This is a genomic window from Streptomyces sp. NPDC057474 (assembly GCF_042802555.1).
Classification (GTDB): Bacteria; Actinomycetota; Actinomycetes; order Streptomycetales; family Streptomycetaceae; genus Streptomyces.
In genome coordinates, this window is record NZ_JBHVDX010000081.1 from 24,389 (window position 1) to 39,872 (window position 15,484).

The following is a 15,484-nucleotide window of genomic DNA, read 5'->3' on the forward strand; positions in this document are numbered from 1 at the left end:
TCACCCCAGTGCGTTGAAGATGCTGTTGAACTCGTCCAGGGACTGATGGTAGGCGTGCACCATGTAGGAGTTCTGGACGACCGTCACGCCTCGGCCGTTGGCGTCCACTGTGCTCTCGTCGCGCCGTGCGGTCGTCCCGGGCTTCCTCCGGTCGGCGTGCGTCATACCCAGATTGCGCTGCCCTGCCAGGTACTGGGCCAAGCGGTCCACGTTGCCGCCGATTCCCTGGAGGGTGTGATCGGCGGCGTCACTGGCCGAGTTGCACGTCGGGCACATGCGCTGGAGGTTGTAGTCGACTCCGTCGGCGATGTCGTTCCCCAGAGAGTCCTGGATTCGTCCGTGCGCGGCATCGTCGAGTCCCCCGCAGTTGTGGACGAGGACCGGAGTCCGTCCCGCCAGCACATGGTAGGTGTGCACCCCTTCGACGGTCAGGTTGTGGACCGTCGCCTGTGCGGTCCGCTCCTTGACCGCCGTGACGCGGATCCAACTGCCGCTGCCCGAGCTCAGCCACTGGCCGGGCTCCAGGTGGCCGGCCTCGACCCACTGGCCCACGTCCGGCAGCCAGAACGGGTGGCCGTCTGTTGCCGTGATCGTGGACGTCCTGCCGCCTGCGCGACCATCCGTGTCGACCGTGATCGTGACCAGGTGCTTGGTGCCGGCGCCCTCGATCGTCCGGGTGACCGTGCGCGCCTGGGCGTCGTCCGTCTCCACGTCGGACGCGGCGACCTCGTCGCCGGCCTCGATGTCCTCGATGGCCTTCGTCGTGCCGTCGGCCATCAGCACCTCGGTGCCCGGGACGAAGCTGTTCCCCGTGCAGGCCGCGCCGCTGGCCGGCGGTGCGTCCGGGGCCTTCGGCGGGGCCGGGGCCGGGGCGGGCGCCGGGTTGGCCGGAGCGGCAGGGGCGGGGTCCTTGGGCCCGGTGGGGGCGTCCGGGGTGCCGCCGGCCGGGGGTGTCCCCGTGTCCGCCGCGCGCCCGGCGTCCGCCGCGTTGTCCGCCGCGCGGGCCGTGTCGCCCGCCGTGTCGATGGCGTCCAACGCCTTGTCCCCGTACCGTGCCGCCTTCGCCGCCGTCGCCCCGTACCCCGCGAACGGGATCGCCGAAGCGCAGGACAGGGCCGCGTCCACGTACTCGCCCTCGGCCGCGTACCAGCCGCAGTTGGCCAGGTCCGCGACCTCGCCCACGACCGGGATCAGGCCGACGACATCCAGGGCCGCGTGCCCGATGTCCGACCACGACAGGCCGAACAGATGGCCGTCGATCTCGATGAAGGAGATCGGGTTGCCGCCGGCGAAGGCGTAGCGGTTGCCGGTGAAGGGGTCGGTGGTCAGGCCCATGTCGGCGAGGGCGCCGCCGTACATGTCGCGGGTCAGGAAGCGGTTCAGGCCCGGGTCGTAGGTGCGAAAGCCCATGTCGTACGTGCCGGACGTCGTGTCGTAGCGCTTCGAGTTGAAGCGGTACGAGTTGTAGGGGTCCGACGGCTCCTCGCCGCCCGCTCCCGGCTTGTCCGCGCCCGTGAACTGGGCCGTGTCGTTCTTGCCGTACGCCGTGTAGCCGTACGTCGTCTTCGTGTTGCCGTCGGAGTCCGTCAGCGCCTCTACGTCGCCGTGCGGGTGGTAGAGGTACTGGGTGGTCTCCGGGTCCTTGTCCTCCTCGTCCTTGATCTGGGTCAGTTTCTGGCCCCAGGAGGCGTACTGGAAGGACGTGACGCCCTCGTCGGTCACCTCCTCCTTCAGGGAGTTCGAGGTGATGCCCAGGTATGTGAAGAGCGTCGTCTTCGCGTCGTCCCCGCCGACCGTCTCCTTCACCGTGCGGTCGAAGGCGTCGTACGTCATGCTGGTCGTCCGCGCCGCGTCCCCGGTGCCCGCCCTGATCGACTCCGGGCGGTCGAAGCCGTCGTAGCGGTACTTCTGGATGGTCTCGCCGCCGAAGGAGACGGTGTCGAGGCGGCCCAGCGGGTCGTAGTTGTACGTGGACGAGGCGCCGTCCGCCGTCGACGTCAGCAGGCGGTTGCGGTCGTAGCGGTGGGTGGTGGTCGTGTCGCCCACCGTCTGCCGGACCACGTTGCCGGCGGAGTCGTGCCGGTACTCCTCCGTCGTCTCGTCGTCGCCGGACTTCGCGACCTTGGCGATGCGGTCCTGCGGGTCGTAGGTGTACGCGTAGGTGTTGTCGATCGTCGCGCCGTGGTCGTCGGCGTCCATCAGCTTCAGGACGTCCTCGACCTTGTGGCCGTTGGCGTTGTACTTCAGGTTGTGTTCGGAGACGAGGGTGTCGTCGGACTGTTTCTCAGTGGTCTTCCTTGTCGCGCCGTCCAGGTAGTAGTCGAGCGTCACGACGTTGCCGTTGGGCTTCGTCTGTTTCTTCAGCTCGCCCCGGGGTGTGTAATCCAGCTTTGTGATCTGCTGGTCTTCGGCCGTGGGTGAGGCGGCGTTGGTGATCTGCTCGACCTGGTCCAGGACGTTGTAGTCCAGCTTGCTCCAGGTCAGGTCGTGGGTGGTGGTGAGCGTGTTGCCGTTGACGTCGTAGGTCAGCGCGGTCGTGTTGCGGACGGCGTCACCGTCGTGCTCGACGACCTCGGTGAGCTGGTTGAGTTCGTCGTAGGCCAGGGTGTAGCGGTCGGTCTCGACGCCGGGGCTGGTGTCGGTGATCTCGGTCTGGTTGCCGTTGGCGTCGTACCGGTAGGAGAAGTCCTTCTTCTCGTTGTCGGTGTCGCCCTCGTAGTCGCGGACCAGCCGGACCGCGTCCGCGACCACCGTGCCGGTCGCCTTGTCGGTGAGGGTGATGGCCTGACCGGTGTCCTCGGTGAAGGCGTACTTGCCCAAGGACCGCCACTCACCCGGGAGTTCACTCTGGTCCAGGACCTTGGTCTCCGTGCCGTCCTTGTGCTTGATCTCGTAGGTGGCGTCCTTCGCCGCCCCGTCGACCTTCGGGTACTGGACGTAGACCGTGTAGTCCCCGGACTGGGGGATCGTCAGCTGCCAGACGAAGCGGTCCTCACCCGAACCGGCCGCGTGGGTCTGTGCGTTGTAGCCGTACGAACCCTCGGCGGCGACCTCCGCCCAGGTGCCCTGCGTCGCCGTGTTGTTGATGTCGCTGTTGTCGACGAGCGCGACCTGCAGACCGACCGGGACACCGTCGTCCGAGCGGGACTTGAGGGCGCCGCTCGGATAGAAGGCGGAGTCGAGGGTGCGGGAGACCGAACCGCCCGCGCTGGTCAGGGTGTTCTGGATCTGCTGGCCGAGATCGTTGTACTTGTAGGTGTTCCTGATGTCGAAGGCGTCCGTGGACGTCCTGATCCAGCCGGTGTCGAAGTAGGTGTACTCCGTCTCGTTGCGGATGCTCTGGCCCTCGGACGGCGGGGCACTGACCTTCTTCACCCGGCTCAGAGCGTCGTACTCGTACGTCGTCCGGTCCGGTGTGTTGTACCGGTCGTCGTCCGGGTCGTAGGGGCTCAGGGTCTCCTTGACGCGGTTCAGCTCGTCGTAGACGGTCTCGGAGGCGAAGTCCTGGTCGTTGCCGGTCTCCATGCCGCGCGGGGTGACGACCCGGGTCTGGTTGCCGGCCTCGTCGTACTCGAAGCGGGTCCTGCGGACGACCGCGTCGTCGCCCTCGCCGTCGTGCGGGACGCGCGCCTCGACCAGGGCGGCGCGGGGATCCAGGACCAGGTCGGTGCGGTTGCCGTCGGCGTCCGTGGTGGCGACGGTCAGACCGTCCCAGTCGTAGGTGCTGGTCGTCGACTTCCCGGCCGCGTCGGTGGTCTCCAGCAGCCGGTGGTCGAGGTCGTAGTGGAACCTGCTGGTGTAGTCGTCGGGGTCCTCGGTCTCGTTCTTGCGGGCGTCGACCACCTTCACCAGGTCACCGACGTCGTTGTAGACGGCGCTCGCCCGGTTGCCCGCCGCGTTGACCGCCTCGATCGGCTGGTACACCTCGTCGTACCTGGTCGTCGAGGTGAAGTCCCCGGGCTTCTCGGTCAGGTTGCCCTTCGGCTCCGTCGAGGTGAGCTGGTTGCCGACCTTGTCGTAGGTGAAGGTCGAGACGCGCTCCGGCGAGCCCTCCTCGTCGCCCGGCTGGACGGACTTCAGCAACTGGTCCGCCGGGTCGAACTCACTGCTGCTCGACACCCCGTTGGGCGCGGTGAAGACGAGGGTGTTGTCGTTCCCGTCGTACTCCGGCGCGGGCGTGACGATGAACTCGCCGGCCTTCTGTTCCTTCGGCCTGCGGTTCTCCAGCGGACGCGCGAACACGTCGTACGTCTGCGTGGTCGTCGCCCCGTCGGCCTCCTGGACCTCGGTGACATTGCCGCGCACGTCGTAAGTCGTCACCGTGCGGTTGCCGAGGGCGTCCTCGATCACCCGCGGATAGCCGGAGGGGTCGTAGTCCTCGAACTTCGTGGTGTGCTCGTTGGGGTCGGTGGCGGAGGTGAGCCGGCCCCGCGCGTCGTAGGCGTTGGTGGAGGTGTAGTCGCCCTCGGGCTCGCTCTGCACGCCCTTCGGGTCGGTGACCGAGGTCATGTTGCCGCGCGCGTCGTAGCCGAACTGCCAGGCGCGGCCCTCCGGGGAGACGCGGCGCGTCAGGTCGGCGATGTAGCCGTTCTCGCCGGTCGCGTACGTGAGCGTGGCGGCGGGCCGGTCGTTCTTGACGCTCTCGGCGTCCCTCGCCTCCAGCGGATACCCGGTCTTCGGGTCGTACTCCCAGGTGCGGGTGGCGCCGTTGTTCTGCTCCAGGCGCGTGACGTTGTTGTCGGCGTCCCAACCCAGCTTCGTGGTCCGCTTCTTGGCGTCGGTGAGCTTCACCGGGCGGCCGTAGCCGTCCATCAGCTGGGTGGCCGCATTGCCCTCGGCGTCGGTGACGACGGTCCGGGTGCCCTTGCCGTCGTGGTCGTCGGGGTCCGCGTAGCGGTACCTGGTCCGGCCGCCGAGCCGGTCGGTGATCTCCTTGGTGTAGCCCAGGTAGTGCAGCTGGTCCTTGTCGTCGTGCGGGCCGACGTAGTCCACCTTCGTGACGTTGCCGCGCGGGTCGGTGACCTTCACCAGCTTCAGGCCGGGATGGTCGAACTCCTTGCCGTAGTCGAACCTGAAGACCTTCCGGAGTTTCTCGGCGGCGTTCGCCCCGTCCGTCAGCCGCGCCGGCAGGCCCTTCTCGGTGAACGTGAAGTCGATCCGCCGCCCCGAGACGTCGGTGACCGAGCGGACCTTGTCGATGACGAACGGATTGAGGAGATGCTTTCCCTCACGCACGTCACCGTCCTTGTCGACGTACGTGTACGCCTCGCCCTTCTGCCAGTAGTCGACGGTGAGCGTGCGCCGGCCCTCGGCGTCGGTGACGTACTTCAGCAGCTTGGACGGGTGCCCGAGCAGCCGCTCCTCGTACGTGAACTCCATCCGGTTGCCGTTCTTGTCCACCTGGGCACTCGGATAGCCCTGGCAGTCGAAGAGGAACCGGCTGCGGTCCGGGCGCAGGAACTCCCAGGCCTCCCGCTGGTGGGGATGGAGCAGACAGTCCTTCTCCAGCTGCTTGACGCGGAAGTGGACCCCGGCGGGGGAGTCCCACTCGCCCTTCTTGTTCTTGCTGAATACATGGCTGGTGCCGTCGCCGTCGGTCAGCGTGATCTGCTTGGGCAGCAGCGCGGCCGGGTGGAAGTCCAGCGGCGTGCCGAGCCGGACCGGTGAGGAGGCCTGCAGCGACCAGCCGTATCCGGCCGGACTGGCGGACGCGTCCTGCGAGTTGTAGGCCAGCCGCAGGAAGGTCGAGAAGCCGAGCGACGGGTTCGAGAAGGAGTTGTACGACCACACAGCGTTGCCGGCGTGAAGATTGCTCATCAGCGCCGAACCCGCACCGGTGTTCTTGCCGCCGTACGAGTAGAAGTCCTCCAGACCGAGTTGGTCGGAGGTCGGGTACTCGGCGGTCACCTCGTGCTTCGACGGCGGTACGCCGTCCGTCTCGGACAGCCACTCGCCGGTGGCCTTCTCCCGCAGGTCCCACTCCAGGCCGAAGGTCAGCCGCTTGTCGAGCGGGTCGACCAGGACCGAGGCCTTCAACTCCGCGTCGAAGGTGACCGTTTCGCCGGGCGCCACGTCCTTCGGCAGCGGGGTCGCGTCCTTGTTGAGGAGGTTGGTGACGTCCTTGCCGTCCAGCGTCCAGCGGTACGACAGGACGCGCTCGCCCTTTTTCCACACGGTGCCGGTGGTGTTGGTGAGCGTCGCCTCGACGACGGCCTTCTCGCCGGGGATCATCCGCGCCGGTGTGTACGGCAGGAAGTAGGTCTCGCCCTCGGGGGCGGCGAGCAGCTTCTCGTCCTTGACCACCTTGCCGACGGCGGGCAGTTCGACCGTGCGCGCCGGGCCTGCGAGCAGTTTGCCCTGCTGCGTGCGGACCACGATCCGGTAGTGGTAAGTCCCCGTGGCCCCGCCTTCGAGCGCCGGGGGCGCGGTGCGGTCGGCGAAGGTCAGAGTGCCGCGGTCGACGGGGGCGATCAGGGTCTCGTCGGTCGGGGTGAAGTCCTTCCGCGTGGAGCGGTGGACCTCGTACTCCCGCAGGCCCTTGCCCCGGTACGCGCTCCAGGTCAGGTCGGTGCCGGTGGCGTGCGTGGTGCGGGGCGCGGCGATACGGACGCCGTCGGCCTCGCCCGAGACTCCCCGGTGGGTGAGGGAGGCGGAGCCCCGGGCGCGGTCGAGGCTGATGCGAGGCGGCTTGTACGCGGCGTCGCCCCGGTCGATCGCTTCCTCGTCCTCATCCCCGTCGCTGCCGAAGAGACGCTCCAGGAAGCCGGGGTCGTCCTCGTCCCCGGCGAGTTCGCTGGCGGGTCTCCAGCCCTCGCGGGGGTCGCTGGTGTCGGCTTCGGCGGCGGCCGCGGGTCTCGCCTCGCCGGTTCTGGCGGGGGTGGCGGGCGCGGTGCCGATGATCAGGGCCGTCGCCACGGCGCCGACCATGGCTGCACGGAGGCGGAAACGGCCAGGACGGACGTGGCGGAGGCGGATACGGACGCGGGTCTGGCCTGAGGCTGCCATGAAGGGCTCCTTGTTCCCCGTGGGCACAGGGATCGCACAGGAATCGCCGGGCTCATCTGTGTACCAAGGACCCCCAAAGACGTGTCAATGACATGCCAAATGGAGGGGTCGAGTTTCGGACTGCGAACGATGCGGAGAAGTCCTGTACGGATGCGTGAGGCGGTGTGAAGCCGCAGGAGCTGGACGGCCGGATCCGGTCACACGGTCAACTCTCCTTGTGTGTCAGGAGTGTTGACCGAGTACTGAAAACGTTTTAACTTCCCCTCACTCAGACTTCGAGATGTGAGGGGGACCCGTGGCCGCTGTACTACGGGAACGCGCAGGTGCAGAGGAGGTTGAGCCGACACCTCGTCGGACGGGCGGTGCGCCGCCGCGACGAAAAGGTTTTCAGAACAAGGGCCGGATCCGGGGCTCCCGCACGCTCGTCCTGCTCATGCTCCCCGGCCTCGGCTACTTTCTGCTGTTCCACTACGGCGCCCTGGCCGGCAACCTCATCGCGTTCAAGGAGTACGTGCCGTTCGACGGCATCTGGGGCAGCCCCTGGGTCGGTACCGGCAACTTCCAACGAATGTTCGAGGACGGGGCGTTCTGGGCGGCCGTCCTCAACACCCTCTGGATCGCCGTCCTCCAGCTCGCCTTCTACTTTCCCGTGCCGCTCGCCCTCGCCCTGCTGCTGCACAGCCTCACCCGGAGCAGCATCCGCCGCTTCGTGCAGTCGGTGGCGTATCTGCCGCACTTCATCTCCTGGGTGATCGTCGTCGCCCTGTTCCAACAACTGCTCGGCGACACCGGACTGCTCAACTCCTCGCTGGACGGCATGGGGTTGAGCACCGTCGACATCATCGGCAACCCGGACGCCTTCCGGTCACTCACCGTCGCCCAGGTCATCTGGAAGGACGCCGGCTGGGGCACGATCATCTTCCTCGCCGCGCTCGCCCAGGTCGACGACCAGCAGTACGAGGCCGCCGCGATCGACGGGGCGGGACCCTGGCGACGCTTCTGGCACGTCACGCTGCCCGCCATCCGCCCGGTGATCGTGCTGCTGCTCATCATGCGGCTCGGCGACATCCTCTCCGTCGGCTTCGAGCAGATGCTGCTCCAGCGCGATGCGGTCGGCCCGGAGGCCGCCGAGATCATCGACACCTTCGTCTACTACCAGGGCATCGTCGGCGGCGACTACGGATTCGCCGCCGCGGCGGGCCTGTTCAAGGGCGTCATCGGCGCGCTGCTCGTGTATGCCGCCAACAAGGTGGCCCACCGCCTCGGCGAACAGGGGGTCTACAAATGAGTGCCCAGGTCCGTCCGGGGTGGATGGAGAAGCCGAAGCCCTTCACCCAGGCCGCCAAGGCCGTCGCCCTCGCCGTCGTCGTCCTCCTGGTGTGCGTGCCGTTCCTGGTGATCGTGTCCACGTCCCTCGCCTCCACCGACGAGGTGGTGGCCAACGGCGGCTGGGTGCTGTGGCCGACGGAGCCCAGCCTCGACGCGTACCGCGACATCCTCGACGGCGGCATCGTCACCCACGCCCTCGGTGTCAGTGCCGGCGTCACGCTCGCCGGCACCCTGCTCAGCCTCGCCTGCACGGTCACCCTCGCCTACGCGCTCTCCCGCCCCGGCGTCTTCGGCGGCCGGCCGGTACTGCTGCTGGTCCTGTTCACCTTCCTCTTCCCGCCCGGCATGATCCCGAGCTTCCTGCTGGTCAAGGAGCTGGGCCTGCTGGACAGTTACGCCTCACTGGTCCTCCCGGTCCTTGTGAACGTCTTCAACCTCGTCGTCCTGCGCGGCTTCTTCCAGGGCATCCCCGAGGAGCTGTACGAGGCCGCGCGGCTCGACGGGGCGGGGGACTGGCGGGTGCTGTTCTCGGTCGTCCTGCCCCTGTCCAAGGCCGCGCTCGCCGTCGTCGGACTGTTCTACGCGGTGGCGTACTGGAACTCCTGGTTCTACGCCTCGCTGTACCTGGAGAGCGACCACTGGCCCCTCCAGCAGGTCCTCCGCACCTATGTGGTGGCCGGCTCCGGCCTCACCGACGCGACGACCGGCGAGGGCACGGTCACCGCGCCGCAGACCGTGCAGATGGCGGTGCTGGTGATCGCCACCGTACCGATCCTGCTCGTCTACCCGTTCCTGCAGAAGTACTTCACGAAGGGCGTGCTCACCGGCGCCATCAAGAGCTGACCCGAGGACGACAGATCCCAAGAACTGAAGGTCCATCAAGAGCCGTGCACGGAAAGGTCATTTGCTCATGCCCCGCATGTCCCGCCGTACGTTGCTCCGCTCCATGGCCGTCGGTGGCGCCGCAGCCGCCACCCCCGCCCTGCTGACCGCCTGCTCCACGAGTTCCGGCGACAGCGACGTCTCCAACGCGGGCAAGAAGCTCGCGCCCTGGCCGGCGTACACCGCAGCGAGGGGCCCGAAGCCGGACCTCGCGCCCGCCGAGGCCGGCGTCCAGGCGGGCTACACCGTCTACCCCGCCGACCTGGCCAAGTCCGTCTCCCGCACGCCGGGCGACGGCTCGACGGTCAGGGTCATGTCCGTGTCGTTCGGCACGCCGCCCAAGCCGGCCTCCGCCAACCGGTTCTGGGCAGCGGTGGAGAAGGCCCTCGGGGTGAAGATCGAGTACACGATCGTCCCCCAGGCCGACTACCAGAAGAAAATGGCGACGGTGATGGCGGGTGACGCCGACACCCTGCCCGACATCATCAACGTCTTCTCCGGCTTCGTCCTGCCCCGCGAGGCCGAGTTCGTCCGGCGCCGGGCCGAAGACCTCACGCCGTACCTCTCCGGCGACGCGATCGCCGACTACCCGAACCTCGCGAACATCCCCACCCACGCCTGGCGGGACATGGGCCGCATCGGCGGCCTCCTCTACGGCATCCCCCTGGAGCGCCCGCTGCCCGGCTCCACGCTCTGGCTCAACCAGGGCATGTTCACCGACGCGGGCATGAAGGAGGGCTGGACCGCCGACGACTTCGCCGCCGTCGCGAAGCAGGCCACCGGCGGCCGTACCTACGCGCTCGGCGCCGCCGCCGGCTCGCTGTTCGGGAACGCCGTCCACGCGGCCGCGCACAACGCACCCATGGAGTGGGCAGTCTCCAAGGGCGGCACCTTCGAGTCCGCCTGGGCCGACGAGCGCTTCAAGGCGGCCATCGCCTTCCAGGCACGGCTGCGCAAGGACGGCTCGTACCACCCCGACGCGACGTCCGTCTCCCAGATCGACCTGACCACCCTCTACTACAACGGCACGGTCGGCTCCATGCAGGACGGCTTCGGCGCGTACCTTCCCAAGTATCGGGAGAGCAAGGGCAAGTTGACCCCGGCGGCGGCCCTTCCGTACAGCGTCGGCGGTGAGCCCGGCGGTATTGTCGCCGCGCGTCGCTCCTTCGGCTACACCGTGCTGAAGAAGGCGAAGAAGGAGCGGATCGAGCTGCTGCTGCGCATCCTCGACTACCTCGCCGCCCCCTTCGGCAGCGAGGAGTGGGAACTCGTCCACTACGGCGTCGAGGGCACCCATTTCACCCGCGCCGCGGACGGCTCCCCGCAGGTCACCAAGCTCGGCGAGGTCGAGAACAACACCAACCTGCCGCTGAAGTACCTCGCCGAAGGCCCCCAGGTGCTGTTCGTGCCGGGCATGCCGGACGCCGTACGGGCTCTGCACACCTGGCAGCAAAAGGTCGTGCCGCACGCCGTCCGTAACGCCTCCTTCGGGCTCCAGTCCGCCACGAAGAACTCCCAGGGCGCCACCCTCAAGGCCCTCGTCGAGGACACGGTCACGGGCATCGTCGCCGGGCGCCTCCCGCTCTCCGCATGGGACGCGACCGTGAAGAAGTGGCGGCAGCGGGGCGGCGACAGAATGGCCGAGGAGTTCGCGAAGGACTACGCGGCCAATACATGATCAGCGGGCCGACGGACAGCGGCCGACGGCCGGCGGCAGCGGAACAGGAGACGCGGGGGATGGGGAACGACATGGCGCCCAAGGAGACGGAGTCCACGGAGCCGATGCCCGAGGGGCTGGTGATCGAGTCTTCGGTGCCCAAGATGCTGGTGTCCAGGGAGTCGGCCTCCAGGGAGTCGGCCTCCAGGGAGTCGGCCTCCAGGGAGTCGGCCTCCAAGGAATCGGCCTCCAAGGACCCCGTGTTCAAGGCCCCGGTGTCCAAGGCCCCGGTGTCCAAGGCCCCGGTGTCCAAGGGGCGGGTCACGATCCGTGAGGTCGCCGAGCGGGCCGGGGTGTCGATGGCCACCGCGTCCCGCGCGCTCAGCGGCAACCATCCGGTGCCCGCCGCCACCCGGGCCCGCGTCCTGCGCGCCGCCCGCGAGCTCGACTACGTCGCCAACGCGCACGCCCGCGCCCTGGTCGGCGGCGGCCGCCAGATGGCCGCCGTCGTCGTCCGCCAGGTCACCAGCCCCTTCTACGCCCAGGTCGCCGAGGGCGTGGAGGCGGAGGCCGCCGACCGGGGCTGGCTGTGCGTGGTCGGCGCGACCGGGGGAGACCCGCAGCGGGAGATGGAGTTCGTGCGGCTGATGCGGGAGGAGGGGGCGCGGCTGGTCATCCTGGTGGGCGGGGTCGTCGAGGACGACGCGTATCGCTCGCGCGTGGCCCAGTACGCGCAGGCCCTGGACTCCTCCGGGGCCCGGCTGGTGCTGTGCGGGCGGCCGGCCCCCGACCCCGAGATCCCGGCGCTGGTCGTCGAGTTCGACAACGAGGCGGGGGCCCGGGCGATCACTGGGCATCTGTTGTCGGCCGGGCACCGCCGGATCGTCTTCCTCGGCGGGCTGCCCGGGAACACGGCGCTCGACGCCCGCGTCGCGGGGTACCGGGCCGCGCTGGCGGAGCATGGGCTGACGCCCGAGGCCGCGCGGGTCGTGGACTGCGGCCTCGGGCGCCCTGCCGGGCTGCGTGCGATGACCGAACTACTCAAGGAGACACGGGAGTTCACGGCCGTGTTCGCGGGGGACGACATGGTCGCCGCGGGGGCGCTCCGCGCGATCGCCGATGCGGGGTTGCGTGTTCCCGAGGACGTGTCGGTCGTCGGGTACAACGACATTCCGCTGGCCGAGGACTTCAATCCGCCGCTGACCACGGTTCGAACGCCTGCGGAGGAGTTGGGGCGGGCGGCTGTGCGGATCGCTCTGCGGGATCCGGAGCATGCCGCGGGGAGCCACCATCTGCTGGGCACGCACATCGTTGTGCGCCGCAGTGTGGCTCCGCCCAGTGCTTCGCCCAGTTCTCCGCCCAGTGCTCCGCCAAGCGCTTCGCCCAGTTCTCCGCCCAGTGCTCCGCCGGTAAGTCCGTAGGCGACTGCGGGTGATTCGTGGCTGGTCGCGCAGTTCCCCGCGGCCCTGACGGGGCGCGCCACCGCTGCTCCTGATGAGGTGGGCCGCCTCTGCCCCTGACGGGGGTGCGTCACCCTGCCCCTCACCACAACTCACGGAGGAATCACTCCCGAATGACCGCGCCGCACGTGTCGCCCGCCGACCACTCGACGCTCCCCCCTGCCGACCTCCTCCTCTCACCCCTCACCGGCTGGACGCGCGCCCACTGGGAGGCCGTTGCCGATCGGCTGCTGGAGGGGCTGGTGCCGTATGCCTCGCCGGGGCTGGCTCAGTACCGGCTGCCCGGGCGGGCCAGTCACTCCGGGCCTCTGTCCGACGGGCTGGAGGGGTTCGCTCGCTCGTTCCTGCTCGCCGCCTTTCGGATCGCGGGGTCGGACGGGCGGGTCGGGCCGGGCCTGATCGAGCGGTACGCGGCCGGGCTCGCCGCCGGGACCGATCCGCGGGGCGGCGACGAGCGGTGGCCGGCGATCACGGACCGGGCGCAGCCCATGGTGGAGGCCGCGTCGATCGCGATCGCCCTGCACGAGACCCGCCCGTGGCTGTGGGACCACCTGGACGACGGTGTACGCGGCCGAGTGGTCGACTGGCTGGGCGGGTTCGTCGGGGCCGACGTCAACGACTCCAACTGGCGGCTCTTCCAGGTGATCACCGAGGAGTTCCTCGCCTCGGTCGGCGCCCCGCACAGCCGCGCCGAGATCGACGCGGGGCTCGCCCGGCTGGAGGACTGGTACCGGGGCGGCGGCTGGTACACGGACGGCGACGGACGGAAGTTCGACTACTACAACGGCTGGGCGCTGCACCTGTACCCGGTGCTGTGGGCGCGGATCGCGGGCCCCCGCGCGGACACGGGGCTGGTGGCCCGGCATCGCGGGCGACTGCGTGAGTTCCTCGGCGTCCACCAGCACTTCTTCGGCGCCGACGGGGCACCGGTGCACCAGGGCCGCTCGCTCACCTACCGCTTCGCGACCACCGCCCCGCTGTGGGCGGGCGCCCTCGCCGACGCCACGCCCCTGCCGCCCGGCCGCACCCGCCGGCTCGCCTCCGGTGCCCTGAAGCACTTCGCGGAACGCGGCGTGCCGGACGAGCGGGGCCTGCTCACGCTGGGCTGGTACCGCCCCTTCCTCCCCGTCACCCAGCGCTACTCGGGCCCCGCCTCCCCGTACTGGGCGAGCAAGGCATTCCTCGGCCTCCTCCTGCCCGAGAGCCACCCCGTGTGGACCGCCCCGGAGGAGCCCGCGCCCATCGACACGGCCGACACCACGCTCGCCCTGCCCGGCCCCGGCTGGCTGCTGCACTCCACCGCCGGCGACGGGCTCGTACGGCTCGTCAACCACGGCAGCGACCGGTTACCGCCGCCGCCCGCCACCGCAGACGACAGCCCGCATTACGCCCGGCTCGCCTACTCCAGCGCAACGGCACCGGAGACCCCGGCGACCCCGGCGGCGTGCCCCGACAACCACCTCGCCCTGTTCGGACCCGACGGCACACCCTCCCCGCGAGGCCGCATCCACCCCTTGGGCGCCGAGGGCCGCCGCGCCGCGTCGCGGTACGGCGCAGGCATCGAGACGGTCAGTGTGGTGCACGGCCCCTGGGAAGTGCGGGTGCACCGCGTCGGGGCCCCCACCGACGCGCCCGTACGGGAAGGGGGTTGGGCCGTGGCCGACGACACCGAGCCGCCTGCGGGGGCGTGGGGTCCGGGCTGGGCGCTGGCCCGCCGTGCGGACGGTCTGACCAGCGCGATCGTGGGCCTGTACGGCTGGGGCGACGGGCCAGGAGCCGTGGCAAGAGCCGTCGGCACGAACGCGTACGGGCACCACTCGGCGACGCCCGTACTCGAAGGACTGGAAGGGTTCGGTGGAAGCGGGCCGGTCCTGGTCACGCTCGTCATGCTCAGCGGCGACCCGCACACCCCGCACACCGGGGCGAGCGCGACGGTCGACGCCGACGGAAACGTGGGCATCCGCTTCCCGGACGGCACCCGGGAGCGGGTTCGATGGGACGAACTGCCATATGAGACAGGGCTGCTGACGCTCCCTTAGGGGCAGTGGCCGAAGTGACAATGTTGAGAAACCTGTGAACTCCCTAGCTTGGTGGCGCACCGCACGTCCGTCCCAGACGTCCGCCCAACACCAGGGAGACCTCAGTGCTCACCCGTTCACCCCTGATCCGCAGACTGTCGAACCTGGCGGTCGCGGGGGCCGCCATGCTGGCGGTCCTCGCCCCGGCCGGCGCCGCGTCCGCCGGCAGCAACGCGACCGTCGCCAAGAAGACCCAGGCGACGACCGCGGAGAAGGGCACCACGGCCGCGTCCGCCGTGAAACTCCGCAAGCTCTACGACTGGCGCTTCCATGTGAAGCCCAACAACGCCAAGTACATCGGCCGGCCCTGGAAGCCCAGCGAGCCCATGGCGGAACTGAAGAAGTGCTTCAACTGCACGTTCCCCGTGAAGAACGCGCCGAAGAAGTACCCCAAGGAGAACCAGCTCATCAAGCTGAAGGCCTGCGGGGCCGGCTCCTTCGGCTGCAAGAACGCGCCCGTCCGGTTCCACTCGAAGGGCGTGAAGAACGGCTGGTACTTCGTCGCGCAGAAGGGCCACTTCGACGGCGCGGGCTCCAAGGTGTACTTCCAGTTCTACAACGAGAAGAAGACCGGCTACCTGATGCTCCACGTCTGGGCCTACGTCGCGAAGCCCTCCGTCCCGGACAACGTCAACAAGTCGTTCGCGCGCGGCAAGTGGCAGGATTTCAACCACAAGATGGGCGTGAAGATGCACTGCAAGCACAGCTCTCAGTGCTGACGCACCGCTCCCGGGCGCTGACGCACAGCTCTCGACGCTGACGCGTAACGCCCGAAACGCCCGGTGGTCCCGCCGGCGGACCGTTGAGCTCCTTAGCTCAGCGGTCCGCCAGCGTAATCGCCCGGTCCAGTGCCTGGAGGAAGCCGTTGACCGTGGTCCGGTCGCGGACCGCCAGGCGCAGCCATTCCTCGTCCAGGCCCGGGAAGGTGTCGCCGCGGCGGACGGCGAAGCCGAGGTTGCGCAGATGCCGTCGTACGGCTGTCGCGCGGGGCAGCCGTATCAGCACGAACGGGCCCTCGGCGGGCTCGGCCACGACGAGGCCGTCGGGGGCGAAGGCCTGGAGCCCGGCGACCC

General features: G+C 69.4%; 7 protein-coding genes and 1 pseudogene. 6 read left to right on the plus strand and 2 right to left on the minus strand.

Features of this window, described 5'->3' with window-relative positions; all coding sequences use genetic code 11:
• Positions 1–7,005, minus strand: coding sequence for a polymorphic toxin-type HINT domain-containing protein (locus ACFU53_RS23055; protein ID WP_383995413.1), 7,005 nt, complete (start codon positions 7,003–7,005; stop codon positions 1–3).
• A gap of 433 nt (positions 7,006–7,438) precedes the next feature.
• On the opposite strand from ACFU53_RS23055, the gene ACFU53_RS23060 reads away from it, so the two are divergent.
• The 6 genes from ACFU53_RS23060 (at position 7,439) to ACFU53_RS23085 (ending at position 15,130) form a co-directional block, all read left to right on the plus strand.
• Positions 7,439–8,293 carry an ABC transporter permease gene (locus ACFU53_RS23060; RefSeq protein WP_383995416.1) on the plus strand — a complete coding sequence of 285 codons (855 nt, stop codon included), beginning with the start codon at positions 7,439–7,441 and terminating at the stop codon, positions 8,291–8,293.
• Positions 8,290–9,177: a carbohydrate ABC transporter permease gene (locus ACFU53_RS23065; RefSeq protein WP_383995419.1), complete on the plus strand. Its 888-nt coding sequence runs from the start codon at positions 8,290–8,292 to the stop codon at positions 9,175–9,177. Before ACFU53_RS23060 ends, ACFU53_RS23065 begins: the two co-directional genes overlap by 4 nt.
• Positions 9,178–9,244: 67 nt before the next feature.
• Complete coding sequence (locus ACFU53_RS23070) at positions 9,245–10,894, plus strand: sugar ABC transporter substrate-binding protein (RefSeq protein WP_383995422.1); 1,650 nt, start codon at positions 9,245–9,247, stop codon at positions 10,892–10,894.
• Positions 10,895–10,953: 59 nt separating this feature from the next.
• A complete protein-coding gene (locus ACFU53_RS23075; RefSeq protein WP_383995424.1) occupies positions 10,954–12,294 on the plus strand; it encodes a substrate-binding domain-containing protein in 1,341 nt (446 codons plus the stop codon).
• 152 nt (positions 12,295–12,446) lie between these two features.
• On the plus strand, positions 12,447–14,372 hold the full coding sequence (locus ACFU53_RS23080) for a DUF2264 domain-containing protein (RefSeq protein WP_383995428.1): 1,926 nt from the start codon (positions 12,447–12,449) through the stop codon (positions 14,370–14,372).
• Between the two features lie 104 nt (positions 14,373–14,476).
• Positions 14,477–15,130, plus strand: a complete 654-nt coding sequence (locus tag ACFU53_RS23085; protein ID WP_383995431.1) for a hypothetical protein — start codon at positions 14,477–14,479, stop codon at positions 15,128–15,130.
• Positions 15,131–15,227: 97 nt separating this feature from the next.
• On the opposite strand, the pseudogene ACFU53_RS23090 reads toward ACFU53_RS23085, so the two are convergent.
• Positions 15,228–15,484: pseudogene (locus ACFU53_RS23090) on the minus strand (aminotransferase); the annotation flags it as partial.

Bases quoted from the DNA above. Each gene is read 5' to 3' on its own strand.
- ACFU53_RS23080 (WP_383995428.1), top strand. From the start codon at position 12,447: ATGACCGCGCCGCACGTGTCGCCCGCCGACCACTCGACGCTCCCCCCT.
- ACFU53_RS23055 (WP_383995413.1), bottom strand. From the start codon at position 7,005: ATGGCAGCCTCAGGCCAGACCCGCGTCCGTATCCGCCTCCGCCACGTC.
- ACFU53_RS23075 (WP_383995424.1), top strand. From the start codon at position 10,954: ATGGGGAACGACATGGCGCCCAAGGAGACGGAGTCCACGGAGCCGATG.
- ACFU53_RS23070 (WP_383995422.1), top strand. From the start codon at position 9,245: ATGCCCCGCATGTCCCGCCGTACGTTGCTCCGCTCCATGGCCGTCGGT.
- ACFU53_RS23060 (WP_383995416.1), top strand. From the start codon at position 7,439: ATGCTCCCCGGCCTCGGCTACTTTCTGCTGTTCCACTACGGCGCCCTG.
- ACFU53_RS23065 (WP_383995419.1), top strand. From the start codon at position 8,290: ATGAGTGCCCAGGTCCGTCCGGGGTGGATGGAGAAGCCGAAGCCCTTC.